Here is a 25089-nt window from a genome sequence, read left to right on the forward strand (position 1 = left end):
TGTTTACTTAATTTGTTAACAGATACTTGTTCTAACACTGTGCTGCCCTCATTAACTAAGTTAATTATAAATGCGCACGGAGAGCTTTATGCTCAATTTTTCATTTCAAAACCCAACCCGTATTGTTTTTGGCCAAGCTCAGTTGGCAAAGCTAAGTACCTTAATTCCTACTGGTAGTAAGGTATTGCTGCTATATGGCGGTGGTTCAATTAAAAGTAATGGTGTTTACGATCAAGTAGTTAAAGCCTTATCAGGTTTTGATTGGCAAGAGTTTAGTGGTATAGAGCCTAACCCAAGCTTTGAAACACTAATGCGTGCGGCAGATATTGTGCGCCGTGAAAAAATTGATTTTTTGCTGCCAGTAGGTGGTGGTAGTGTAATTGATGGTAGTAAATTTATTGCCGCAGCGGCGATGTTTCACGGTGACGCTTGGGATATTCTAGCCAATGGTGCTCGCGTAACTTCTGCTGTGCCTTTAGGCTGTGTGCTAACACTACCAGCAACCGGCTCAGAAAGTAACGGTAACTCGGTGGTTACTCGCTATGACACTCAACAGAAGTTGTCGTTTTCAAGCCCTTTAGTTTATCCAAAATTTGCGATTCTTGACCCAAGCGTAACCTTTAGCTTACCGCCTAAACAAGTAGCTAATGGTGTGGTTGATGCTTTTATACACGTGATAGAGCAATATTTAACCTATCCGGTTAATGCGCCAGTGCAAGACCGTTTTGCTGAAGGTTTACTGCAAACCCTTATTGAAGAGGGGCCTAAAGCATTACGCGATCCAGATAACTATGATGTGCGCGCCAATATTATGTGGGCAGCAACGATGGCACTTAATGGTTTGATTGGCCAGGGTGTGCCGCAAGATTGGGCAACGCATATGATAGGTCATGAAATTACTGCAGTGTATGGCTTAGATCATGCACAAACCTTAGCTATTGTGTTGCCAGCGTTACTGCAACAGCAACGGCAACAAAAACGCGAGAAACTGCTGCAATATGGTCGTCGCGTATGGCAACTGCAGCATAGCGATGAAGAGCGTTTAATTGATGAAGCCATTAACCACACTCGCGCTTTTTTCGAGCAAATGGGGGTGCCAACACGCTTAGCTGACTACGGTATTACAGCCGATGCGGTGGATATCTTGGTAGCCAAATTAGAGGTTAATGGCATGGTTAAGTTAGGCGAGCATGGCGACATTACGCCAGAGATCACCAAGCAAATTTTGCGCAGCGCAATATAACTACAGGTTAAAGCATTAAAAAATAGCCATTAAGATGGCTATTTTGCTTTCTACTATTGGTTGTTTTTGTTTTAATAGCCGCCTTAGTTATTGATGAACAGAGTTTTATGATGCCAACTATCGGAATTTTTGGTGCTAATGGCCGGATGGGGCGCACGTTAATTAATGTTGCTCACGAGCAGCAGCTAAAACTTACCGGCGCAACGGTACGTCAAGATTCGCCATTTATTGGGCTTGATGCTGGCGAGCTAGCAGGTTGTGGCAAACTTGGGCTATTACTTAGTGCTGCTAATACTTGCAGCATTAACCAAGCGGATATTTGGCTTGATTTTACAATGCCAGAGCCAATGCTGCAGCATTTAACGTTAGCGGTAGCAGCGCAAAAAGCTATGGTCATCGGCGTGACAGGGTTAACGGATCAGCAATACCAGCAAGTGCAACAAGCCAGCCAGCATATTCCTATTATTTGGGCACCTAATATGAGTGTTGGTGTTAACTTGTTGCTACATTTGGTGCAAACCGCAGCCAAAGTGATGGGGCAAACTGCAGATATAGAAATTATAGAGGCGCATCATCGCTATAAGAAAGATGCGCCCTCTGGTACGGCTATGGCAATAGGCAATAGTATTGCTAAGGTACTAGGACGTGATCTAAATGACGTTGCGGTATATGGGCGTGAAGGTATAACCGGTGAGCGTGAGCAACAAACTATAGGGTTTTCTACTATACGTGCGGGCGACGTTATTGGCGATCATACTGCACTATTTGCAGATTTAGGCGAAAGACTCGAAATAACCCATAAAGCGTCTAGTCGAAACACCTTCGCACAAGGCGCACTGCGCGCTGCGCACTGGTTGCAAAATAAGCAGCCTGGGCTTTATACCATGCAACAAGTGCTAGGTTTAGCTAACTTAAGCTAGTTTTATACCGAGCTTGGGCAACAAAGCAACGCAAGTCGATATTTATAATAAAACAGAAAAATTTATAGCTAATTATCCTGCAATCGCATAGAATAGTCAGGTTTGCCCAAGGCAAATTTGCTATCACATTTTGGGTCAAAACGGGTTGTAAAACAGTTGCGGTTTTTGCCCGTTTTTTGCTGTTTGGAGGTTATTTTGTCTAAGTCCGCCCTGCTCGTACTGGAAGACGGCACCGTATTTCACGGTACAGCCATTGGCGCTAAAGGAGTTTCTGTAGGTGAAGTGGTGTTCAACACTTCGATGACCGGGTATCAAGAAATATTAACAGATCCCTCATACGCAGAACAAATCGTCACTCTTACTTATCCGCATATTGGTAACACCGGCACAAACGCTGAAGATGAAGAATCAAATCAGGTTTGGGCTAAAGGTTTAATAATCAGAGATTTACCACTTCTTTCAAGTAACTTCCGTAATCAACAATCTTTAACCGACTACCTCTCTGCACACAATGTTGTGGGTATTGCTGATATTGACACCCGTAAGCTAACCCGAATTCTGCGCGAAAAAGGCACACAAAACGGCTGTATTATTGCCGGTGATAACCTTGATGCAGCTAAAGCCTTGCAGTTAGCCAAAGATTTTCCTGGTTTGGCTGGTATGGATTTAGCAAAGCAGGTTACAACAAAGCAGCCGTATCCTTGGACTGAAGGGGTTTGGCGTCTGGGTGAAGGTTATAACCAGAATACCTCAGGTGAGTTTCATGTGGTTGCCTACGATTTTGGTGTAAAGCGTAATATTTTACGTTCTTTGGCTGAGCGTGGTTGCCGCTTAACGGTAGTACCTGCGCAAACTTCTGCGGCTGAAGTGCTAGCGATGAAGCCCGATGGGATATTTTTATCAAACGGCCCTGGCGACCCAGCACCTTGCGATTACGCCATTGAAGCGATTAAAACTTTTTTAACTACTGATATACCGCTGTTTGGTATCTGTTTAGGCCACCAGTTATTGGCTCTAGCTAGTGGTGCACGCACGCTGAAAATGAAATTTGGTCATCATGGTGCTAACCATCCGGTGCAAATTTTAACTACGAAGCGAGTGATGATTACGGCTCAGAATCACGGTTTTGCGGTAGATGAAACCAGCTTGCCAGAAACCTTGCGCGCTACTCATAAATCGTTATTTGATGGTACTTTGCAAGGCTTAGAGCGCACAGATAAACCTGCGTTTAGTTTTCAAGGACACCCTGAGGCTAGCCCTGGACCGTTTGAAGCCGCTGAGCTATTCGACCATTTTATTGCGCTGATGCGTAAACATTCAGCCTAAGCAAACACGAATTACGGAGACTCAGACGCAATGCCAAAACGTACCGACTTAAAAAGTATTCTTATCTTAGGCGCTGGCCCTATCGTTATCGGTCAAGCTTGTGAGTTTGACTATTCAGGCGCCCAAGCCTGTAAAGCGCTAAGAGAAGAGGGGTATCGAGTTATTTTAGTTAACTCAAACCCCGCTACTATTATGACTGATCCAGAGATGGCTGATGCTACCTATATCGAGCCAATTCATTGGCAAGTAGTAGAGAAAATTATTGAAAAAGAGCGGCCATGTGCCGTATTGCCAACTATGGGCGGTCAAACCGCACTTAACTGTGCGTTAGATTTAGAACGTCACGGTGTACTGGCTAAGTACAATGTTGAAATGATTGGCGCAACAGCTGATGCTATTGATAAAGCTGAAGATCGTAACCGTTTTGATCAAGCGATGCGTTCTATTGGTTTAGCTTGCCCACGTGCCGGTTTTGCTCATTCAATGGAAGAAGCTTTTGCGGTACTAGAAGACATTGGCTTTCCTTGTATTATTCGTCCGTCATTTACTATGGGTGGTTCAGGCGGTGGTATTGCTTATAACCGCGAAGAATTTGAAGAAATTTGTGCTAATGGTTTAGATTTATCGCCGACCAAAGAATTATTGATTGATGAATCATTAATTGGCTGGAAAGAATATGAGATGGAAGTAGTACGCGATAAAAACGATAACTGCATTATCGTTTGTTCTATCGAAAACTTCGATCCAATGGGTGTGCATACGGGCGACTCAATTACCGTAGCGCCAGCACAAACCTTGAGCGACAAAGAATATCAAATTATGCGTAGCGCCTCGTTAGCGATACTGCGTGAAATAGGCGTTGAAACGGGTGGTTCAAACGTACAGTTTGGTATTGACCCTAAAGATGGCCGGATGGTGGTTATTGAGATGAACCCGCGGGTATCTCGTTCATCTGCATTAGCGTCTAAAGCAACCGGCTTCCCGATTGCTAGAGTAGCGGCAAAGCTGGCGGTGGGTTACACGCTAGATGAACTGGCTAACGATATTACCGGTGGTAAAACCCCAGCGTCGTTTGAGCCAAGTATCGACTATGTAGTAACGAAAGTACCACGCTTTAACTTTGAAAAATTTGCTGGTGCTAATGACCGCTTAACCACACAGATGAAATCGGTTGGCGAAGTGATGGCAATTGGTCGCAACCAACAAGAATCATTACAAAAAGCGTTACGTAGCTTAGAAACGGGCATGTCGGGCTTAGACCCTATTATTGACTTAACCAGAACCGATGCCAAAGACATTATTATTCGTGAACTAAAAGAACCGGGTGCCGATCGTATTTGGTACATCGGTGATGCATTCCGCTTTGGTATGTCAATTGACGATATTTTTGCCCTCACCAATATTGACCCTTGGTTTTTAATACAAATTGAAGATTTAATTAAAGAAGAAGCCACCTTGGCCGCGGCTGGTTTTGCTGGTTTAGATAAAGCCGCTATAGCTCGGGTAAAACGGAAAGGTTTCGCCGATAAACGTATTGCCGATGTATTAGGTGTTAGCGAAAACGAAGTGCGTAAAAAACGGCACAGTTTTGCTATTCACCCAGTATACAAACGGGTTGACACCTGTGCCGCTGAATTTGCTTCAGATACCGCTTATATGTACTCCACTTACGATGAAGAATGTGAAGCCGCAACCACTAATCGCGATAAAATCATGATTATTGGCGGTGGACCAAACCGTATCGGTCAAGGTATCGAGTTTGATTACTGTTGTGTGCACGCGGCATTAGCGCTGCGTGAAGATGGTTATGAAACCATTATGATCAACTGTAACCCAGAAACCGTATCAACCGATTATGACACCTCAGATCGCTTGTACTTCGAGCCAATTACTTTAGAAGACGTATTAGAAATAGTGCGTAAAGAGCAGCCCAAAGGTGTGATCGTGCAATACGGCGGCCAAACGCCACTAAAATTAGCCCGTGCCTTAGAAGCTAACGGCGTGCCAATTATTGGTACTTCGCCTGATGCGATAGACCGTGCTGAAGACCGCGAGCGTTTCCAGCAAGCGGTAGTGCGCTTAGGCTTAAAGCAGCCGAAAAACGCCACCGTTACTAGTGTTGAAGAAGCCTTAAGTAAAGCGGCTGATATTGGTTTTCCAATGGTAGTGCGCCCGTCTTATGTACTAGGTGGTCGCGCCATGGAAATTGTCTATGACGAACCAGATTTACGTCGTTATATGACTGAAGCCGTAAGTGTGTCGAATGACTCTCCGGTACTGTTAGATAACTTCTTAGACGATGCTATTGAAGTCGATGTTGACGCTATTTGTGACGGCACAGAAGTGGTTATTGGCGGCATTATGGAGCATATCGAACAAGCCGGTGTGCATTCTGGCGACTCGGCCTGTTCGTTACCACCGCATTCGTTATCAGCTGAAATACAAGACGTGATGCGCGACCAAGTGCGTAAATTAGCGTTAGAGCTGGGCGTTGTAGGCTTAATGAATACGCAGTTTGCGGTTAAAGATAACGAAGTGTATTTAATCGAAGTTAACCCACGCGCTGCACGTACTGTGCCCTTTGTGTCGAAAGCAACCGGTGTTGCCGTGGCGAAAATCGGTGCGCGTTGTATGGTTGGCCAGTCTTTAGCATCACAAGGTGTAACCAAAGAAGTGATCCCACCTTACTACTCAGTTAAAGAAGTGGTTATTCCGTTTAACAAGTTCCCAGGTGTTGACCCTATTCTTGGCCCTGAAATGCGTTCTACTGGCGAAGTAATGGGTGTGGGCGAAACCTTTAGCTCGGCGTTCTCAAAAGGCCAGCTAGGTGCAAGTACTTACATTCCTACTGGCGGTAGAGCCTTGCTTTCGGTACGAGACAGCGATAAAGTGCGCGTAGTTGAATTAGCTAAATTAATGGTAAGCAAAGGTTTTGAGCTTGATGCTACCGGTGGTACAGCTAAAGCATTACAAGCTGCAGGTATCGAATGTCGTACGGTAAACAAAGTATTTGAAGGCCGGCCGCATATTCTCGATAGAATTAAAAACGGTGAATACAGCTATATTGTGAATACTACCGATGGTCGTAAAGCAATAGAAGACTCTAAAGTGATTCGCCGCGGTACGTTGCAGCATAAAGCCAATTACACCACAACCCTAAATGCCGCCTTTGCTACTGTAGAATCCAGTGCAGCCAGTGCATTTGAAAGTGTTGTTTCGGTGCAGGAACTACATAAGAGAGTAAACGGATGAGTCAAATTCCGATGACAGTTCAAGGCGCAGAGCGATTGCGTGCTGAACTGCATGAACTTAAATCGGTTAAACGGCCAATTATTATTCAGGCTATTGCTACCGCACGTGAGCACGGCGACTTAAAAGAGAACGCCGAGTATCACGCTGCGCGTGAGCAGCAAGGGTTTTGCGAAGGGCGGATCCAAGATATTGAAGCCAAGTTATCTAACGCGCAGATTATTGATATCAGTAAGTTAGCTAATACTGGCAAAGTTATTTTTGGCTCTACGGTAACTATTCTGAATCTTGATAGCGAAGAAGAAGTAACCTATCGCATTGTTGGCGACGATGAAGCCGATATTAAAAGCAACTTAATATCGATTAATTCACCAATAGCACGGGGCTTAATAGGTAAAATGGCTGACGATGTTGCAAACATTACCACACCAAAAGGTGTGGTAGAGTTTGAAATTGTCGCAGTGCAATATATCTAACGAGCTCGGATATTAAAAAAGCGCCTTCAGGCGCTTTTTTAATACTAAATACGGGTTAACCGCGTGGTATATGAATTTTCTTGTGTTCAGACGGGCGGAACAATACCAAGGTTTTACCGATAACTTGTACCTTGTGCGCTTTAGTTTCACGAATGATAGCGTCCATAATTAACACTTTTTCTTCGCGATCTTCAGTAGGTACTTTAATTTTAATTAGCTCATGAAAATTAAGAGCAACTTCTATTTCGGCAATAACACCTTCCGTTAAACCGTTATTACCAAGTAGAATAACTGGCTTAAGTTCGTGCGCTTTGGCTTTTAAAAACTGTTTTTGTTTATTGGTTAAGCTCATAAAATGACTATTTCCGCAGATAACGCTTGAATTTTCGTTATTGTAACGCCATCTAACCCATAAGACTAATTAAGAGTGATAGCATGAGCAAGAAAAAACGCTCTGGTAGTTCAACCCGCTGGTTACAAGAGCATTTAAGTGACCACTTTGTGCACAAAGCACAAAAGCTAGGTTTAAGATCGCGTGCCGCTTTTAAGTTAGAAGAAATTAATCAGCAAGACAAGTTGATTAGAACGGGCATGACGGTAGTTGATTTAGGCTCTGCGCCGGGCAGTTGGTCAAAATTTTGTGTTGGCTTAGTGGGAGATAAAGGCACTATTATTGCTTGTGATATTTTGCCGATGGACCCGATAAACGGTGTGAGTTTTTTGCAGGGTGATTTTCGTGAAGGTGATGTATTAAATGCATTGCTAAACCGAATTAACGGCCAGAACGTAGATGTGGTATTGTCTGATATGGCACCCAATATGAGCGGAAATGACACTATAGATCAGGCTCGCTCATACTATCTGGTCGAGCTAGCTTTAGATATGTGTAGCAAAGTATTGAAGCAAAATGGTAGTTTTGTGGTCAAAGTATTTCATGGTGAAGGCTTCGAGCAATTTGTAAAAGATGTGCGCGCCGCTTTTACCACAGTAAAAATTCGTAAGCCCGATTCGTCCCGTGCGCGTTCACGTGAGACATATATCGTGGCGACCGGCTTTAAACTCTAGTAAAGTAGCTGGGTAATTTTATGATTTTCGTTAAGAAGAGGTTATAACCTTGAGTGACATGGCAAAGAATTTGATTGTCTGGTTAGTGATCGCCGTCGTACTAATGTCGGTATTCAATAGCTTTGGTCCTGGTGATAGCAGCGAGCGGCAAACCAGCTACACCCAGTTTATCAAAGAGGTAAACCAGGGGCAGATCCGCGAAGTCAAAGTAGACCGCACTGGTGTAATAACTGGTGTGAAACGCAGTGGCGAGCGCTTTGAAACCGTGATCCCAACCGGTTACGACGCTAAGTTAAACGACGACCTGATTAAAAACGGCGTTGATTCTTTTGGTAGTAAGCCAGAAGAAAGTAGCTGGTTGGCAACTATCTTTATTTCTTGGTTCCCGATGTTACTGCTTATCGGCGTATGGATTTTCTTTATGCGTCAAATGCAAGGCGGTGGTGGTAAAGGCGCAATGTCGTTTGGTAAAAGTAAAGCGCGCTTAATGGGCGAAGACCAAATTAAAACGACTTTTGCTGATGTTGCCGGGTGCGACGAAGCCAAAGAAGAAGTGTCAGAGCTAGTGGATTACTTAAAAGATCCCTCTCGGTTTCAAAAGCTCGGTGGCCGTATTCCTAAAGGTATCTTATTGGTTGGTCCACCTGGTACGGGTAAAACTCTATTAGCTAAAGCCATTGCTGGTGAAGCTAAGGTGCCGTTTTTTACTATTTCAGGTTCAGACTTCGTTGAAATGTTTGTTGGTGTTGGTGCTTCACGTGTACGTGACATGTTTGAACAGGCGAAAAAAGCCTCGCCTTGTATCATCTTTATCGACGAAATTGACGCAGTAGGCCGTCAACGTGGTGCCGGTTTAGGTGGTGGTCATGATGAGCGTGAGCAAACATTAAACCAAATGCTAGTAGAAATGGATGGGTTTGATGGCAATGAAGGTATCATCATTATTGCTGCAACTAACCGTCCTGACGTATTAGACCCAGCATTGCTGCGTCCAGGTCGTTTTGACCGTCAAGTGGTAGTTGGTTTACCTGACGTTAAAGGCCGCGAACAAATTTTAAAAGTGCATATGCGTAAAGTACCATTAGCCGAAGGCGTTGAGCCATCGGTTATTGCCCGTGGTACACCGGGTTTCTCAGGTGCCGACTTAGCTAACTTAGTTAACGAAGCCGCGTTATTTGCTGCTCGCACTAACCGTCGTGTGGTATCAATGGATGAGTTTGAAAAAGCCAAAGATAAAATTATGATGGGTTCAGAACGTCGCTCTATGGTGATGACTGAGAAAGAAAAAGAAATGACGGCGTACCATGAAGCTGGACACGCTATTGTTGGTCGTTTAGTGCCAGATCACGATCCGGTGTACAAGGTGAGTATTATTCCACGTGGCCGTGCGTTGGGTGTCACTATGTATTTACCTGAGCGTGATAGGGTATCGCACAGCAAGCGACATTTGGAAAGTATGATTAGCTCGTTGTTTGGCGGTCGTATTGCTGAAGAAGTGATCTATGGTTTTGAGCATGTTACTACTGGCGCATCTAATGATATTGAACGCGCTACTGACTTAGCCCGTAAAATGGTAACGCAGTGGGGCTTCTCAGAGAAATTGGGTCCGTTACTGTACGCTGATGAAGAAGGCGAAGTGTTTTTAGGTCGTTCAGTGTCAAAAAATAAGCATATGTCTGAAGACACCGTTAAAGCGATTGATGCAGAAATACGTGATTTCATTGACCGTAACTACGATAGAGCAAAAGCGCTAATTGAAGAAAATATGGATGTATTGCATTCAATGAAAGATGCGCTAATGAAGTACGAAACTATTGATGCTAAACAAATTGACGATTTGATGGCAAGACGCGAAGTGCGTCAACCAGAAAACTGGGAGCCGCGCGAAAAAAGCGGTTCTGACGATACGCCAGACACGAAAGCGAGTAGTGATGATGATACCGTCGTATCAGCGAAGCCTTCAGAGGGCAACCTGCACTAAATTGCTATCCTGCTAAGCATACAAGCCCCGGTTCTTCCGGGGTTTGCCTTTACTAGCAAACGGTTTTATTGAGTAGCTGGAGTATTTATGTTGTTGTCTCTTCCGCGTCAGCGTCAACTTAATTTAACTCGCCCGGTCGTGATGGGTATTTTAAATATTACGCCAGACTCTTTTTCTGACGGTGGTAAACACCAGCAATTAGATGCTGCGCTGCGCCAAGCGGAACAAATGCTTAACGACGGTGCACTAATTCTCGATATTGGCGGTGAGTCTACTCGCCCAGGCGCTAACGGTGTTAACGAGCAAGATGAGCTAGCGCGTGTGGTGCCAATCATCAGTGCTATTCGTCAACGTTTTGATTGTGTAATTTCTATTGATACCAGTAAAGCGGCGGTAATGTCAGCGGCGATTCAGGCTGGCGCCGATATGATCAATGATGTTCGCGCTTTGCTTGAGCCTGGGGCATTGGATGTGGCAGTGACCAGCCAAGTGCCAGTGTGCTTAATGCATATGCAGGGCGCGCCACGCAGTATGCAGCACCAACCGCAATACCATGATGTGGTAGCCGAAGTTAAGCAGTTTTTATTAACACGGGCCGCCAGCTGTGAACAAGCGGGTGTAAAAAAAGCGAATATTTTACTCGACCCCGGTTTTGGTTTTGGTAAAAACCTAACGCATAACTATGCGTTGTTGCAGCAATTGTCACAATTTGTTGACACGGGATATCCAGTACTGGCTGGCATGTCGCGTAAATCGATGATTGGCCAATTATTAAATATACCGATTAATGAGCGTTTGGCAGGCAGCCTTGCCTGCGCTACTATTGCAGCATTAAATGGTGCACAGATAATTCGTGTACACGACGTAAAAGAAACCGTGCAAGTGGTCAGGGTTGTGACTGCAATGCAGTATGGAGCATAAAGGATGAGCAGAAAATATTTTGGCACCGATGGTGTACGCGGCAAAGTGGGTGATTTTCCGATCACACCAGAATTTGCCATGAAATTAGGGTGGGCCGCAGGTCGGGTGCTATCGCAGCTGGGAACACGTAAAGTGTTGATCGGTAAAGATACGCGTATTTCTGGTTATTTGCTGGAAACCGCGCTAGAAGCCGGCCTAATTGCAGCAGGTATTAACGTGCGCTTGCTTGGCCCTATGCCAACGCCAGCCGTGGCTTATTTAACGCGCACCTTTCGCGCTGAAGCGGGTATCGTCATTAGTGCGTCGCATAATCCTTATTATGACAACGGTATTAAGTTTTTCTCGGCTGACGGTACCAAATTACCGGACGAAGTTGAGTTGGCTATTGAATATGAGCTAGAGCAACCTATGGTGTGTGAGCCTTCAGAAAAGCTTGGTAAAGCTGAGCGTATTGAAGATGCCGCTGGCCGTTATATCGAGTTTTGTAAAAGCCACTTGCCAAACCATTTATCGTTAAGTGGTATGAAAATTGTTATTGATTGTGCTCATGGCGCTACTTATCACATTGCACCTGCCGTATTTAGAGAGCTGGGCGCTGATGTTGTATTGATAGGCGCTAGCCCAAATGGCATTAATATTAATGCTGATTGTGGTGCTACTCATACCGCGTTACTAGAAAAAACCGTGGTTGAACAAGGTGCTAACTTAGGTATTGCTTACGATGGTGATGGCGACCGAGTAATGATGGTTGATCATACAGGGCGACTTATTGATGGCGATGAAATTGTTTATATTATTGCCCGCGCAGCGCAAGCGCAAAATAAGCTGCAGGGCGGCGTAGTCGGTACGCTAATGAGCAACCTTGGCTTAGAGGTTGCGCTTAAGCAGTTAGGCATTCCCTTTGCCCGCAGTGCCGTTGGCGATCGCTATGTTATGGAATTGTTGCGTGAGAACAATTGGCGTATCGGCGGTGAAAATTCAGGGCACGTGTTGAATTTAGACCACACGTGCACCGGCGACGGTATTATTGCGTCATTGCAGGTACTAACTGCGATGATCGAAGCTAATATGTCGCTGGCCGAGTTTAGCCAAGGCATGCATAAAATGCCGCAGGTACTGGTAAACGTGAAGTTTGAAAAGGGCACCGCGCCCTTAGAGAAGCAGCATGTAAAACAGGTAATTGCTGATGTAGAAGCCAAGTTAAATGGCGGTGGCCGAGTATTAATTCGTAAAAGCGGCACCGAACCACTGATCCGAGTTATGGTTGAAGGTGAGGACGCTGTGTTGGTGCGAGAGTATGCCGAGCAGATTGCTGCCGCGGTGAAAATAGCCAGTTAAATGGCTAATTAAGCCAATAAGGCTTGTTTGACTTGGCGCGGTTCGTTACTATCGCGCCCGTTAAATAATGGGGATAGTTTTCATGCAACGTACACCACTGATTGCTGCTAATTGGAAAATGCACGGTTCAACGGCGTTAGTTCAACAGATGAGCGCAGCACTGTCTGAACTGCCACCGACTAATTTAACTATCGTTGTGTGCCCGCCGGCAACGCTGTTACCACGCTTTTCTCAAGTATCTTCTTTTGCCTTAGGTGGCCAAACATTAAGCCACGAAGTTAGTGGCGCATATACCGGTGAACTCAGCGCTGAATTGCTGCAAGAAGCCGGCGCACACTATGTTATTGTGGGTCACTCAGAACGCCGCACCCTGAACAACGAAGATGACGCATTAGTTGCCGCGAAGCTAGAACGGGCGGTTGCGGCGGGCTTAATACCCATACTTTGTATCGGTGAAACCTTAGCGCAGCGCCAACAAGAAAAAACTGAGCAGGTTCTTGCACAGCAATTAGATGCAGTGTATGCTTCGCAGCCCGAATTACTGGCAAAATCAGTGATTGCGTACGAGCCAGTATGGGCCATAGGCACAGGAGAGTCGGCCACGCCAGAACAGGCACAGGCTACCCACGCTTTTATTAGGCAACATCTGGCGCAATACGATACACAGTCTGCAGTAAGGGCTAAAATATTATACGGCGGTAGTGTTAATGCAGGAAACTGTGCAGCACTATTTCAGCAAGCCGACATAGACGGTGCTCTGGTTGGTGGCGCTAGCCTAAAACCGGCAGAATTTGCGCAAATTTGCCTTGCAGTTACACAAGGTGCAAAGGAATAAGCATGTACGAAATTTTTATAGTAGTTTATTTGTTAGTTGCAATGGCGTTAGTTGGCCTCATTTTAATTCAGCACGGTAAAGGTGCTGATATGGGTGCAGCTTTTGGTGCAGGTGCATCAGCTACCGTATTTGGCTCATCAGGTACTGGTAACTTTTTAACTAAAACCACTACTATTTTGGCCACTATTTTCTTTGTGTTAAGTATTGTGCTTGGCAACTACAGTACTAGCCATAGCAAAGGCGTTAGCACATGGGATGATATGTCTGCACCGGTAACCGAGCAGATTGAGCAGAAGAAAGATGACGCTAGCGATATCCCTGTAGGAAACTAAGTTAACTAAATTCAGCCGAGGTGGTGAAATTGGTAGACACGCTATCTTGAGGGGGTAGTGTCCTAGGACGTGCGGGTTCAAGTCCCGCTCTCGGCACCAAATATAATCAGCAGTTAGCTCCGGCAAAGCTTGCGATTAACCAGTCAGCGCTATATAATAAGCGCGAATTACGGACGCGGGATGGAGCAGCCTGGTAGCTCGTCGGGCTCATAACCCGAAGGTCGTCGGTTCAAATCCGGCTCCCGCAACCAATTTACTAGTAGTACCTTAGTAAGTATTAAGTTTTCAGCTAACATTGGCGATATGTTAACTGATTAGATGCCCATTCGCCCCGCTAGTTCGGGGCGTTTTCGTATCTGCAGACTCAGTTTTACGCAGTAATGGGCTACGGGCCCTTTTTTTATTTGCTTTGCTGCAGCCAAAGTCTGAGTAAAGTAAATGTTTTGGAGGTCATGTTGAACAAGCAAGAACAGAATTTGACAGAGCTATTGTTGCCAACAATTGAAGCGGTAGGCTTTGAGTTATTGGGGCTAGAGCTGGTTCAGGCTGGCCGTCATTCAACATTACGGCTGTACATTGATCATGCTGATGGCGTAAACGTGGATGATTGTGCACGGGTAAGCCGCGAAGTTAGCGCGATTTTAGATGTTGAAGATCCTATTACCAACGAATACCTGCTGGAAGTGTCATCACCAGGTTTGGATCGACCTTTGTTCACTCCTGCACATTTTGTTGCAGTGGTAGGGCAGAAGATAGAAGTAAAACTGGCTATTCCGCAGGATGGTCGGCGCAAGTTTAAAGGTGTACTAACAGCTATTGAAGACGATATGTTGATAGTGGAAGTAGATGGCAAACCCTATCGTTTGCTGATGGATAACGTAGACAAAGCAAACGTGGTACCCGTTTTTTAAGGTATCGGGGCAAAGCGAGGCAACACACAATGGCAAAAGAAATATTATTAGTTGTTGATGCAGTTTCAAACGAAAAGTCAGTCCCTAGGGAGAAAATTTTTCAGGCTTTGGAATATGCATTAGCAGCGGCCACAAAGAAAAAAAATGAAGGCGACATTGAAGTCCGGGTTAACATTGATCGTAAAACTGGCTCTTATGAAACCTTCCGTCGTTGGCAGATTATTCCTGACGATCAGGTGCAAGAGCACCCATACCGCGAAATGACCTTATCGGCAGCGCAGTATGATGACCCTACAGTAAAAATTGGTGATTATTACGAAGAGCCAATTGACTCAATAGAGTTCGACCGTATTACTACGCAAATGGCAAAGCAAGTTATCGTACAAAAAGTACGTGAAGCCGAGCGTTCACAAGTAGTAGAAGCCTATATTGATCAAGTTGGTGAGCTCGTTATTGGCGTGGTTAAAAAAGTAAACCGGGACAGTATCATTGTCGATTTAGGCAACAATGCTGAAGCGATGTTAGGCCGCGAAGAAATGTTACCGCGTGAAACGTACCGTCCAGGTGACCGTATTCGTGCGTTGTTGTACGAAGTAAAACCAGAAGCACGTGGTGCACAGCTATTTTTAAGCCGCTCACGCCCTGAAATGCTGCTTGAGTTATTTCGCATTGAAGTGCCAGAAATTGGCGAAGAAATGATCGAGTTGCGTGGCGCTGCACGTGATCCGGGTGCGCGGGCGAAAGTAGCGGTGAAAAGTAACGATCGTCGCATTGACCCAGTTGGTGCGTGTGTTGGTATGCGTGGCTCGCGGGTACAGGCTGTATCAAATGAGTTAGCCGGCGAACGTGTTGATATCGTGTTATACGACGATAACGATGCGCAATATGTAATAAACGCGATGGCCCCAGCTGAAGTCGCATCAATCATTGTTGATGAAGATGCGCATTCAATGGATATCGCAGTCGAAGACTCAAACCTTGCCATGGCAATTGGTCGTAATGGCCAAAACGTGCGTTTAGCTAGCCAGTTAACCGGCTGGGAACTTAACGTTATGTCGTTATCAGCCATGAAACAAAAACATCAGGAAGAATCAGATCGCGTTCGTCAGATCTTTATGGACGGCTTAGAAATTGATGAAGATTTTGCTGATGTATTAGTAGATGAAGGTTTCTCTTCGTTAGAAGAGGTTGCATATGTGCCGATTAGCGAGCTATTAAGCATCGACGGTCTGGACGAAGCAACCGTAGAGCTGTTGCGTAGTCGTGCCAAAGCGGTATTAACGACGCGTGCACTTGCCAGTGAAGAATCATTAGGCAATGCGAAACCAAGTGAAGCGCTATTAGCGCTAGAAGAATTAGATACCCATATGGCCTATGTATTAGCCAGTAAAGGGGTAACAACGTTAGACGACCTAGCTGAGCTGGGTGTAGATGATTTACTGGAAATTGCCACTATGTCGGAACAACAAGCCGCCGACTTGATTATGGCTGCCCGTAACATTGTCTGGTTTAGCGAAGAAAATAAGTAGTCAACGGAGGTAACAACACAAATGGCAGAAGTCACTATAGAAAAGCTAGCCAGTGATGTCGGTACTACTGTTGAACGGTTAGTACAGCAATTTGCTGATGCCGGTATCAGTAAAGCAGCCGGACAAATGGTCAGTGAAGGCGAGAAAAAATCGTTGCTTGAGCATTTAAGTGCGCAACATGGCGGAACTACTGCAGAGCCAGCGCGTTTAACATTGCAGCGTAAAGAAAAAACCACGTTAAGTGTATCTAGCGGCGCAGGTCGTAATCGTGAAATTCAGGTAGAAGTGCGTAAGCAAAAAACTTACGTGAAAAAACCAATGGTTGATGAAGCTACGCTAAAAGCGCAAGAAGAAGCGCGTTTAGCCGAAGAAAAAGCGCAAGCTGAAGCTGATCATGCACGTCAAGAAACTGATCGTAAAGCTAAAGAAATTGCTGCAACAAAAGCCAAAGAAGAAGCTGAACGTAAAGCAGTTGAAGCGAAGCGTCGTGAAGAAGCAAAACAGGCTCAGTTGTTAAAAGACGATCCTGAAGAAGCAGCACGCCGTGCAGCGAAAGAAGAAGCACGTAAAGAAGCCGATTACATTCGCCAACAGCAAGAAGCCGAAGCATTGCGTAAGCTAGAAGAAGAAGCAGCTAAGCAAGCTGAAGCAGCACGTAAATTAGCTGAAGAAAACGGTGAGCGTTGGGCGCAAGAAGAAAAAGCCAAACCTGCTGATACTGATGATTATCATTTAACCAGTAACGAATTTGCTAAACAGGCAGAAGACGAAGTTGACGCCAAAGAAGAGCGTGCAGGTCGTCGTGGAGCAGGTAAAAAAGCCCCAGTTGTTAAAGGCAAAAAGAAAGATGATGCCAATGACAAAGAAGCCTTTAACCGCGCTAATCGTCATGTAAAGAAAAAGAAAACACCTACCAGTATGCAGCATGGCTTTAACAAGCCAGCGCAACCGGTTGAGCGCGAAGTGAAAATTGGTGAAACCATTACGGTTGCTGAGCTAGCGTCGAAAATGGCGGTTAAAGCGTCTGAAGTAATTAAAGTAATGATGAAAATGGGCGCCATGGCGACTATTAACCAAGTTATTGACCAAGAAACCGCGGCCATTGTTTGTGAAGAGATGGGCCATAAAGTTACGTTAACTAAAGAAAACGAGCTAGAAGAGGCAGTAATGTCAGCTCGTGAAGGTGAAGGCGCGTTAGAGCCACGTGCACCAGTAGTTACCGTAATGGGTCACGTTGACCATGGTAAAACCTCGTTACTTGACTACATTCGTAAAGCAAAAGTAGCCGCAGGCGAAGCCGGTGGTATTACCCAGCATATTGGTGCCTACCACGTAGAAACTGAACGCGGTATGGTTACCTTCCTTGATACACCAGGTCACGCTGCGTTTACCTCAATGCGAGCTCGTGGTGCCAAGGCAACGGATATCGTTATTCTGGTTGTGGCATCTGACGATGGTGTAATGCCACAAACTAAAGAAGCTATTCAGCATGCTAAAGCGGCCGGTGTTGCTTTAGTCGTTGCAGTAACCAAAATGGATAAGCCAGAAGCCGATCCAGATCGGGTTCGTAATGAGTTATCTCAATACGGAGTTATCTCTGAAGAATGGGGTGGCGACACGCAGTTTGTGCCGGTATCAGCCAGAACAGGCGAGGGTATTGATGAGCTGTTAGAAGCAATTCTAAACCAAGCTGAGTTGTTAGAGTTAACGGCGGTTAAAGAAGGTTTAGCACGTGGTGTCGTTATTGAATCGCGTCTAGATAAAGGCCGTGGTCCAGTTGCTTCTATTCTGATCCAAGAAGGCACATTAAAGCAGGGCGAAATCGTTCTGTGTGGTTTCGAGTATGGCCGTGTTCGTGCAATGCGCGATGAAAACGGTAAAGAAGTTAAAACGGCAGGCCCGTCTATTCCAGTAGAAATTTTGGGTTTATCAGGTTGTCCGCAAGCGGGTGATGAAGTTACGGTAGTAAAAGACGAGCGTAAAGCCCGTGAAGTAGCACTGTATCGTCAGGGTAAATTCCGCGATGTTAAACTGGCCCGTCAACAGAAGTCTAAATTGGAAAATATGTTTGCCAATATGACTGAAGGTGATGTATCAGAACTTAATATCGTACTTAAAGCAGACGTGCAGGGTTCAGTAGAAGCTATTATTGAATCATTAATGACACTGTCTACTGATGAAGTAAAAGTGAAAATTGTTGGTAGTGGCGTAGGTGGTATTACTGAAACTGACGTAACACTGGCAGCCGCATCATCAGCTATCGTAATCGGCTTTAACGTTCGTGCGGACGCCTCAGCTCGTAAGATGATAGACGAGGAAGGCTTAGATTTACGCTATTACGGCATCATTTATGAGCTGTTAGATGAAGTGCGAGCGGCTATGACCGGCATGTTGGCACCTGAATTTAAACAACAGATCATAGGTTTAGCTCAGGTACGTGACGTATTTAAGTCACCTAAGTTTGGCGCAGTAGCAGGTTGTATGGTTACTGAAGGTTTGATTAAGCGTAACGCACCAATTCGTGTACTGCGTGACAACGTAGTGATATACGAAGGTGAGCTAGAATCACTGCGTCGTTTTAAAGATGACGTTAGTGAAGTGCGTAACGGTTTTGAATGTGGTATCGGTGTGAAGAACTACAATGACGTGCGCGCTGGCGACCAGATCGAAGTGTTTGAAGTTATTCAGGTTGAGCGAACACTGTAAGTACAGGCAAGTAACAATAAAACAGGGGCCTAGCGCCCCTGTTTCGTCTGACAAAGATAATGGAAGTAAATGATATGGGTAAAGAGTTTTCGCGGGTCGATAGACTGTCGCAACAAATGAAAAAAGAAATGGCGGTGATCCTACAACGTGAAATTAAAGATCCGCGCTTGCATAGCATGATCACGGTATCTGACGTTGAAGTATCACGCGATTTATCGCATGCCAAAGTATTTGTTACTTTTTTAGGCTTAGCCGATGATATGGTTGAAGATAACCTTAAGCTATTAAATGAAGCGTCCGGTTTTGTGCGAAAGTTAATTGGTAAACGTATTCAGGCTCGTATTGTGCCAAATATTCGTTTTGCCCATGATGCATCGTTAAATGAAGGCATTCGCATGGCTAGCTTAGTTGCTGAGGCGCGCCGTGATGATGACCGTCGCCGTTTAGATTCTGGCCAAGAACTAGATGCTGTAGTAAGTGATGCAGATGACGTTACTGAGCAGGATACTGATACAACTACTGATAGCGAAGAGCCTAAAAACTAATGGCACGTAAAAATGCCCGAGTGGTCAACGGTATTTTGTTGTTAGATAAGCCGTTAGAAGTCAGTAGTAACGGCATATTGCAGCGTGTGCGCTGGTTATATCAGGCGCAAAAAGCGGGACATACTGGTGCGCTAGATCCGATGGCATCTGGTTTGCTACCAATATGTTTTGGTGAGGCGACAAAATTTAGCCAGTTTTTACTTGATACCGATAAAACCTATTTTGTTTCGGCGGCATTTGGTGTGCGCACCACCACTAGTGATAGTGAAGGCGAAGTTATTAGTGAAAAACCAGTAAACTTTAATCTGCATGATTTAGAACAGGCGATGCAAGCTTTTCGCGGTGACATTATGCAGGTGCCAACCATGTTTTCTGCGCTTAAGTATCAAGGCCAACCATTATACCGTTACGCAAGGCAAGGTATTGAAGTGCCGCGTGAAGCGCGTCCCATCAGTATTTTTCGTTTTGAGTTATTGGCTTTGCATGGCAGCAGTGCGGACTTTATCGTGCACTGTTCAAAAGGTACCTATATTCGCACTCTAATTGACGATCTTGGCGAAGCCTTAGGTTGTGGTGCGCATGTGGCTAAATTACATCGTACTCAGGTCGGCCCTTTTCACGCAAAGCAAATGATTACCCCAGAGCAATTAGATGCGTTAGCCGAACCTTGCCATCAAACCGGTGATTTTTTAGCTATGGATAACCTATTGCTGCCGATGGATGCAGGTATTGTGTCTATGCCCAAGTTACAGCTTAGTGCTGCGCAGCAACATCGGTTACAGCATGGTCAAAGCTGTGAACTAGCTGTTGAGGATGTGACAGTAATAAAATTGCATGGTCCTGACGATAGTTTTTTTGGTATTGGCCAAATAGAGCAGGGCGTGCTGAGCTCAAGGCGTCTACTGAACACGGTTAGTGTTAATAGTAGCAGCCAGAGTAGTAATGCCGCGAAGTTGTAGGCGGTAATAGAAACGTATTGTAAAAAGCGAGTATAATGCTATTATATCCGCGATTTTTGGGCTTGCTGGATGAGTGATCGGCAATTCCCTTACTTTAGTTCACTCAGATTTGGAGTTTCATATGTCTTTAAGCGTTGCTGATAAAGCAAAAATTGTTGCTGATTATGCTGTTAAACCAGGCGATACTGGTTCTCCAGAAGTTCAAGTTGCTCTGTTAACTGCATCTATCAACCATTTACAAGGCCACTTTGCTGAACATAAGCATGACTTCCACTCACGTCGTGGTTTGTTGCGTATGGTTAGCCAGCGTCGTAAGTTACTGGATTACTTAAAAGGTAAAGACCAGAACCGCTACGCAACACTGATTGAGCGTTTAGGCTTACGCCGTTAATTCGCATTCAGTAAAAAAGGGGCTTTAAGCCCCTTTTTTTATAGATAAGATTATTTTTTTATCCAAAGTTAACGATTGACTGAACTATCTTTCCACTTTGGTTACAGAGTATACTAGTAACGTATTAAACGACAAAAATGACATCGCAATTAGGCGATTAAGTAAAGGAAACAAACACGTGACTCCTATCGTAAAATCATTCCCATTCGGCCAACACACATTCACTATTGAAACCGGCGTAATTGCTCGTCAGGCAGATGCCGCGGTGCTAGCTAGCTTGGGTGACACGTCAGTTTTAGTAACGGTAGTGGGTAAGAGAGAACCTAAACCAGGTCAAGACTTCTTCCCATTAACGGTAAATTATCAAGAAAAAATGTATGCAGCAGGTCGCATTCCAGGTGGCTTCTTCAAACGTGAAGGCCGTCCATCTGAAGGCGAAACCTTAATTGCACGTCTGATCGACCGACCAATTCGTCCGTTGTTTCCTGAAGGCTTTATTAACGAAGTTCAGGTAGTGGCAACGGTAGTATCAGTGCAGCCAGAAATTCAGCCAGATATCGTGGCATTAATTGGTGCATCTGCGGCCCTTGCCATTTCGGGTATTCCGTTTAGCGGCCCTATTGGCGCGGCGCGCGTAGGTTATATTAATGGCCAGTACGTATTAAACCCATCTGAAGATGAATTAAAAACGTCTAAGTTAGACTTAGTGGTTGCAGGTACTTCAACAGCAGTATTAATGGTTGAATCTGAAGCCGAAGTGTTATCAGAAGACATTATGCTAGGTGCGGTGGTTTATGGCCACGAACAGATGCAAGTTGCAATTAACGTAATTAATGAATTTGCTGCAGAAGCGGCGAAACCAGCTTGGAATTGGCAAGCTCCGGTAAAAAATGCCGCTTTAATTGAAAAAATTGAAGCCTTAGCCACTGCTGATTTAGGTGATGCGTATCGTATTACAGAAAAAGCTAAGCGTTATGAACGTATTGGTGAAATTAAAACCGCATTGATAGCTAAGTTAACTGAAACTTTAGCCGAAGATGAGCGTTTAAATACATCAGATGTTGGTGAGATTTTCCATAATTTAGAATCAAAAGTAGTGCGCGGTCGTATTACTAAAGGTGAACCGCGTATTGACGGGCGTGATCCAGAAATGATCCGTGGTTTAAGTGTAATGACCGGCGTGCTGCCACGTACACACGGTTCAGCACTGTTTACCCGCGGTGAAACTCAGGCATTAGTTACTGCAACTTTAGGTACCGCGCGTGATGCACAGACAGTAGATGATCTGTTAAGTGCAAAAACTGATACCTTTATGCTGCATTATAACTTCCCTCCGTACTCCGTTGGTGAAACCGGTATGATAGGCTCACCTAAGCGCCGCGAAATTGGTCATGGCCGTTTAGCTAAGCGTGGTGTGCAAGCGGTAATGCCAGAGTTTAACGACTTCCCTTACACAGTACGTATCGTTGCAGAAATTACTGAGTCAAACGGTTCAAGCTCTATGGCGTCTGTTTGTGGTGCATCACTAGCGTTAATGGACGCAGGTGTGCCAATTAAAGCCTCTGTAGCCGGTATTGCTATGGGCTTAGTAAAAGAAGGTGACGATTACGTTATTCTGTCAGACATTTTAGGTGATGAAGATCACTTAGGTGATATGGACTTTAAAGTAGCCGGTACTACCGAAGGTATTACTGCACTGCAAATGGACATTAAAATTGACGGCATTACCCAAGAGATTATGCAAACTGCCCTTAAACAGGCTAAAGCTGCACGTTTGCATATCTTGAACGTGATGGACCAGGCAATCAGCGGTCACCGTGAAGAAATGTCAGAATACGCACCGCGTATTTACACCATGAAGATTAACCCGGAAAAAATCCGTGAAGTTATCGGTAAAGGTGGCGCGGTTATTCGTCAAATCACAGAAGAATCAGGCACAACAATTGAGCTAGAAGACGACGGTAGTATCAAAATTGCCGCTACTACGGCTAAAGCCGCACAAATTGCTATCGACAAGATCAACGCTATTACAGCAGAGATCGAAGTTGGTACAATTTATCAAGGCGAAGTAGTTCGTATCGTTGATTTCGGTGCTTTTGTTAACGTACTGCCAGGTAAAGATGGTTTGGTACATATTTCACAAATCTCTGACGAGCGCGTGAACAACGTATCTGAGCATTTAACTGTTGGCCAGAAAGTGGCGGTTAAAGTTCTTGAAGTCGACAAGCAGGGCCGTGTCCGCTTAAGTATCAAAGAAGCGACTGCGAAACCGGCTACTGAGTCTACAAATGTTGAAGATAATGCCTAATCGGCTATTACGTCAGGTAGCGCCTTTGGCGCTACTTACGCTTATGCTTGGCGGCTGTGCTTCACAGCCGACTTCACAAGCTGCTTGGCTTATACCAGAGCCACTGATGGTCTCGCCTCGCACTGAACTTGCTATTGCACGTTTAAGTGAAATTTTATATCGAGCTGAATTAACCGAAGAGCAGTCTGCTCAGTTGTATTATGACCGTGGTGTTATGTACGACAGCGTTGGTTTAAACACCTTAGCAAGATTAGATTTTTTGCGTGCGTTACGTTTAAAACCTGATTTAGCCGACGCCTATAATTTCGTTGGTATACACTATACCGTTAATCGCGAATTTAATTCCGCGTTTGAAGCTTTTGACTCGGTGCTTGAACTGGCACCTGAGCATGAGTTTGCTTACTTAAATCGCGGTATTGCGCTGTATTACGCAGATAAAACAGAACTGGCACAAGGCGACTTTGAGCGTTTTCTGGCGTTAAAACCTAGCGATGCATACCGTGTTATTTGGTTATATTTAGCGCAAAGTGAATTATCGACTGTTGGAGCTAAAGCACGATTAAGTGAAAATTTAGCTGCGTTGGATCCTGCAGAATGGTCAACTCAAATTGTTCGCTTTTTTAACGGTGATATAACGGAACAGGCTTTGCTTGATTCGGTACGGCAAGATTTATCCAGTGCCCAAGTTTTGGCTGAACGTTTGTGCGAAGTGTATTTTTATCTCGCCAAATGGCATGAAAGCCAAAATCGGCCAGAACAAGCGCTTAGTTATTATAAACGAGTGTTAGCCACTAACGTATTCGAGTTTGTTGAGCACCGCTATGCTAGGTTAGAAATGGCGCGTTTACGCGGTGAAGTTGGTCCTGATCAAGAATACGATGAACCCTAAACTAGTGTTCAAGAGAGTATTAAAAAGCCGATTTATCGGCTTTTTTGCTTTTGTATTATTAACAAGCTGTCAGCCAAATACCGACAGCCAAGCTGAGTTAATACAACGCGCATTACACGAACCCGCAGCAGCGATGCAGCTGGCGAATCAGCGTTTAGCCACCGCGCAATACAATGAGGCTTTGTATTGGTTTCGTCAGGCGGCGTTACTTGGTAATAACGCGGCCCTAGAACATGCGCTACAGTTGCAACAGCGTGTGCAAGGACGGCTTGCTAGCGCGCAATGGCTGCAGCAGCAATTAGATGCTAACGCTATTGCCATATCGGCTGTAAGTGACGCACAGCGCGCAATCTTGGGGTTGTGGGCCGAACATCAACCGTTAGTTAGCGGTTTTAAGCATGCACAAGGCTGTCAATTAACACTGCAGCCAGTAATCAGTCAGCAACTGGGCGCAGATACCTGGCAGCGGCTGTTACAGCAATGGCAGCAAGATCGACAGTTATCACAATTACCGGTGTGTTTTTTATCTGTTTATACGGTAAATAGTACAGAACTTGCGTGTACAGAGAATAGCGATAGCCTAATACAGTGTCAGTATAATGTGCTAAATTCACTAGTAGCAAAGGGCACATTTAGCCAATTACTGGTCATTGCTGGGCGTGGTAAAGCAGGCTATAACAACGGTATAGTGCAGTTACCCGATAATGCTAGCTTAGCGCTGTTACGCCATGAATTTATGCATATATTAGGTTTTGTCGATGAGTACCAACTAGCCGCACGCAATGCGCAGCAAGTCTGTCAGCCGGGAGTCATTTATCCGAATGTTATTATTGGCAATGACGTGACGGGTTATTTACAGCAATGGCAGCTAACACGTGAGGACATTACGTTAACCGCAGTAGACAGTTGTCAGGTTACGCCGTTACAGGCGTATCGAGTGGTTAGTCAGGCAAATGTTATGCGATTTTATGAACTAGAACTACCCGATCTGTATTTCCAGTTAGCCAAGAAGGCTATTGCTCAGCCTGAGCAATTAATGCCAGTGCAGTATTACTTTGCTTATTTGGCACGGCAGCAACAAAATTGGCCACAGTGGCAGCAGTTTATGCAACAAGCCTCAGCCATGGGCTATGCCGATGCAACCCAAGCCTTAGCGCTTTAACTG

21 protein-coding genes and 2 tRNA genes are annotated in these 25089 nt (G+C 45.0%); 22 read left to right on the plus strand and 1 reads right to left on the minus strand.

The window, feature by feature from the left end:
* The first annotated feature begins 88 nt into the window (after positions 1-88).
* The 5 genes from E0Z06_RS03185 to greA all read left to right on the plus strand — a co-directional run bounded on the left by E0Z06_RS03185 (position 89) and on the right by greA (position 7214).
* Positions 89-1243: an iron-containing alcohol dehydrogenase gene (locus tag E0Z06_RS03185; protein WP_132581833.1), complete on the plus strand. Its 1155-nt coding sequence runs from the start codon at positions 89-91 to the stop codon at positions 1241-1243.
* Positions 1244-1353: 110 nt separating this feature from the next.
* Positions 1354-2163 carry a 4-hydroxy-tetrahydrodipicolinate reductase gene (gene dapB / locus E0Z06_RS03190; RefSeq protein ID WP_132586658.1) on the plus strand — a complete coding sequence of 270 codons (810 nt, stop codon included), beginning with the start codon at positions 1354-1356 and terminating at the stop codon, positions 2161-2163.
* A gap of 195 nt (positions 2164-2358) precedes the next feature.
* Complete coding sequence (gene carA / locus E0Z06_RS03195) at positions 2359-3489, plus strand: glutamine-hydrolyzing carbamoyl-phosphate synthase small subunit (RefSeq protein WP_132581835.1); 1131 nt, start codon at positions 2359-2361, stop codon at positions 3487-3489.
* A 30-nt stretch (positions 3490-3519) separates the two neighbouring features.
* The gene (gene carB / locus E0Z06_RS03200) at positions 3520-6741 is read left to right on the plus strand and encodes a carbamoyl-phosphate synthase large subunit (protein ID WP_132581837.1); all 3222 of its coding nucleotides are present in this window, start codon (positions 3520-3522) and stop codon (positions 6739-6741) included.
* A complete protein-coding gene (greA, locus tag E0Z06_RS03205) occupies positions 6738-7214 on the plus strand; it encodes a transcription elongation factor GreA (protein WP_132581839.1) in 477 nt (158 codons plus the stop codon). The genes carB and greA overlap by 4 nt, the downstream gene beginning before the upstream one ends.
* A gap of 55 nt (positions 7215-7269) precedes the next feature.
* Here greA and yhbY read toward each other — a convergent pair whose 3' ends face one another.
* On the minus strand, positions 7270-7566 hold the full coding sequence (yhbY, locus tag E0Z06_RS03210) for a ribosome assembly RNA-binding protein YhbY (protein ID WP_132581841.1): 297 nt from the start codon (positions 7564-7566) through the stop codon (positions 7270-7272).
* An 83-nt stretch (positions 7567-7649) separates the two neighbouring features.
* Between yhbY and rlmE the strand changes: the two genes are divergently transcribed.
* The 17 genes from rlmE (at position 7650) to E0Z06_RS03295 (ending at position 25086) form a co-directional block, all read left to right on the plus strand.
* The gene (rlmE, locus tag E0Z06_RS03215; protein ID WP_132581842.1) at positions 7650-8279 is read left to right on the plus strand and encodes a 23S rRNA (uridine(2552)-2'-O)-methyltransferase RlmE; all 630 of its coding nucleotides are present in this window, start codon (positions 7650-7652) and stop codon (positions 8277-8279) included.
* 58 nt (positions 8280-8337) lie between these two features.
* On the plus strand, positions 8338-10260 hold the full coding sequence (gene ftsH / locus E0Z06_RS03220; RefSeq protein ID WP_207903133.1) for an ATP-dependent zinc metalloprotease FtsH: 1923 nt from the start codon (positions 8338-8340) through the stop codon (positions 10258-10260).
* Between the two features lie 87 nt (positions 10261-10347).
* On the plus strand, positions 10348-11181 hold the full coding sequence (gene folP, locus E0Z06_RS03225; RefSeq protein ID WP_132581845.1) for a dihydropteroate synthase: 834 nt from the start codon (positions 10348-10350) through the stop codon (positions 11179-11181).
* 3 nt (positions 11182-11184) lie between these two features.
* Entirely contained in the window at positions 11185-12519 is a 1335-nt protein-coding gene (gene glmM / locus E0Z06_RS03230) for a phosphoglucosamine mutase (RefSeq protein WP_132581847.1), read from the plus strand.
* A gap of 82 nt (positions 12520-12601) precedes the next feature.
* Positions 12602-13354: a triose-phosphate isomerase gene (gene tpiA, locus E0Z06_RS03235; RefSeq protein ID WP_132581849.1), complete on the plus strand. Its 753-nt coding sequence runs from the start codon at positions 12602-12604 to the stop codon at positions 13352-13354.
* Between the two features lie 2 nt (positions 13355-13356).
* Positions 13357-13686 (plus strand): preprotein translocase subunit SecG, encoded by a 330-nt coding sequence (gene secG, locus E0Z06_RS03240; protein WP_132581851.1) that lies wholly within the window; start codon positions 13357-13359, stop codon positions 13684-13686.
* A 14-nt stretch (positions 13687-13700) separates the two neighbouring features.
* Positions 13701-13785: transfer RNA gene (locus E0Z06_RS03245), tRNA-Leu, on the plus strand.
* Positions 13786-13860: 75 nt separating this feature from the next.
* A tRNA-Met gene (locus E0Z06_RS03250) sits at positions 13861-13937 on the plus strand.
* A gap of 201 nt (positions 13938-14138) precedes the next feature.
* A complete protein-coding gene (gene rimP / locus E0Z06_RS03255) occupies positions 14139-14597 on the plus strand; it encodes a ribosome maturation factor RimP (RefSeq protein WP_207903134.1) in 459 nt (152 codons plus the stop codon).
* A gap of 29 nt (positions 14598-14626) precedes the next feature.
* On the plus strand, positions 14627-16126 hold the full coding sequence (gene nusA / locus E0Z06_RS03260) for a transcription termination factor NusA (protein ID WP_132581853.1): 1500 nt from the start codon (positions 14627-14629) through the stop codon (positions 16124-16126).
* A 21-nt stretch (positions 16127-16147) separates the two neighbouring features.
* Complete coding sequence (infB, locus tag E0Z06_RS03265) at positions 16148-18832, plus strand: translation initiation factor IF-2 (protein WP_132581855.1); 2685 nt, start codon at positions 16148-16150, stop codon at positions 18830-18832.
* Between the two features lie 59 nt (positions 18833-18891).
* Positions 18892-19377 (plus strand): 30S ribosome-binding factor RbfA, encoded by a 486-nt coding sequence (rbfA, locus tag E0Z06_RS03270; protein WP_347812435.1) that lies wholly within the window; start codon positions 18892-18894, stop codon positions 19375-19377.
* Positions 19377-20336: a tRNA pseudouridine(55) synthase TruB gene (gene truB, locus E0Z06_RS03275; RefSeq protein ID WP_132581857.1), complete on the plus strand. Its 960-nt coding sequence runs from the start codon at positions 19377-19379 to the stop codon at positions 20334-20336. The genes rbfA and truB overlap by 1 nt, the downstream gene beginning before the upstream one ends.
* Before the next feature lie 121 nt (positions 20337-20457).
* A complete protein-coding gene (rpsO, locus tag E0Z06_RS03280; protein ID WP_132581859.1) occupies positions 20458-20727 on the plus strand; it encodes a 30S ribosomal protein S15 in 270 nt (89 codons plus the stop codon).
* A 178-nt stretch (positions 20728-20905) separates the two neighbouring features.
* A complete protein-coding gene (gene pnp / locus E0Z06_RS03285) occupies positions 20906-23035 on the plus strand; it encodes a polyribonucleotide nucleotidyltransferase (protein ID WP_132581861.1) in 2130 nt (709 codons plus the stop codon).
* Positions 23016-23924 carry a lipoprotein NlpI gene (gene nlpI, locus E0Z06_RS03290; protein ID WP_207903135.1) on the plus strand — a complete coding sequence of 303 codons (909 nt, stop codon included), beginning with the start codon at positions 23016-23018 and terminating at the stop codon, positions 23922-23924. The genes pnp and nlpI overlap by 20 nt, the downstream gene beginning before the upstream one ends.
* Positions 23914-25086 (plus strand): hypothetical protein, encoded by a 1173-nt coding sequence (locus E0Z06_RS03295; protein ID WP_132581863.1) that lies wholly within the window; start codon positions 23914-23916, stop codon positions 25084-25086. The genes nlpI and E0Z06_RS03295 overlap by 11 nt, the downstream gene beginning before the upstream one ends.
* Positions 25087-25089: the final 3 nt, after the last annotated feature.

This window comes from Rheinheimera sp. D18, assembly GCF_004345025.1.
GTDB classification, from domain to species: Bacteria; Pseudomonadota; Gammaproteobacteria; order Enterobacterales; family Alteromonadaceae; genus Alishewanella; species Alishewanella metallidurans.

Bases quoted from the DNA above. Each gene is read 5' to 3' on its own strand.
- greA (WP_132581839.1), top strand. From the start codon at position 6,738: ATGAGTCAAATTCCGATGACAGTTCAAGGCGCAGAGCGATTGCGTGCT.
- rlmE (WP_132581842.1), top strand. From the start codon at position 7,650: ATGAGCAAGAAAAAACGCTCTGGTAGTTCAACCCGCTGGTTACAAGAG.
- folP (WP_132581845.1), top strand. From the start codon at position 10,348: ATGTTGTTGTCTCTTCCGCGTCAGCGTCAACTTAATTTAACTCGCCCG.
- yhbY (WP_132581841.1), bottom strand. From the start codon at position 7,566: ATGAGCTTAACCAATAAACAAAAACAGTTTTTAAAAGCCAAAGCGCAC.
- nusA (WP_132581853.1), top strand. From the start codon at position 14,627: ATGGCAAAAGAAATATTATTAGTTGTTGATGCAGTTTCAAACGAAAAG.
- ftsH (WP_207903133.1), top strand. From the start codon at position 8,338: ATGGCAAAGAATTTGATTGTCTGGTTAGTGATCGCCGTCGTACTAATG.
- truB (WP_132581857.1), top strand. From the start codon at position 19,377: ATGGCACGTAAAAATGCCCGAGTGGTCAACGGTATTTTGTTGTTAGAT.
- nlpI (WP_207903135.1), top strand. From the start codon at position 23,016: ATGTTGAAGATAATGCCTAATCGGCTATTACGTCAGGTAGCGCCTTTG.
- E0Z06_RS03295 (WP_132581863.1), top strand. From the start codon at position 23,914: ATGAACCCTAAACTAGTGTTCAAGAGAGTATTAAAAAGCCGATTTATC.
- carB (WP_132581837.1), top strand. From the start codon at position 3,520: ATGCCAAAACGTACCGACTTAAAAAGTATTCTTATCTTAGGCGCTGGC.
- glmM (WP_132581847.1), top strand. From the start codon at position 11,185: ATGAGCAGAAAATATTTTGGCACCGATGGTGTACGCGGCAAAGTGGGT.
- rbfA (WP_347812435.1), top strand. From the start codon at position 18,892: ATGGAAGTAAATGATATGGGTAAAGAGTTTTCGCGGGTCGATAGACTG.
- rpsO (WP_132581859.1), top strand. From the start codon at position 20,458: ATGTCTTTAAGCGTTGCTGATAAAGCAAAAATTGTTGCTGATTATGCT.
- tpiA (WP_132581849.1), top strand. From the start codon at position 12,602: ATGCAACGTACACCACTGATTGCTGCTAATTGGAAAATGCACGGTTCA.
- rimP (WP_207903134.1), top strand. From the start codon at position 14,139: ATGTTGAACAAGCAAGAACAGAATTTGACAGAGCTATTGTTGCCAACA.
- E0Z06_RS03185 (WP_132581833.1), top strand. From the start codon at position 89: ATGCTCAATTTTTCATTTCAAAACCCAACCCGTATTGTTTTTGGCCAA.
- dapB (WP_132586658.1), top strand. From the start codon at position 1,354: ATGCCAACTATCGGAATTTTTGGTGCTAATGGCCGGATGGGGCGCACG.
- infB (WP_132581855.1), top strand. From the start codon at position 16,148: ATGGCAGAAGTCACTATAGAAAAGCTAGCCAGTGATGTCGGTACTACT.
- secG (WP_132581851.1), top strand. From the start codon at position 13,357: ATGTACGAAATTTTTATAGTAGTTTATTTGTTAGTTGCAATGGCGTTA.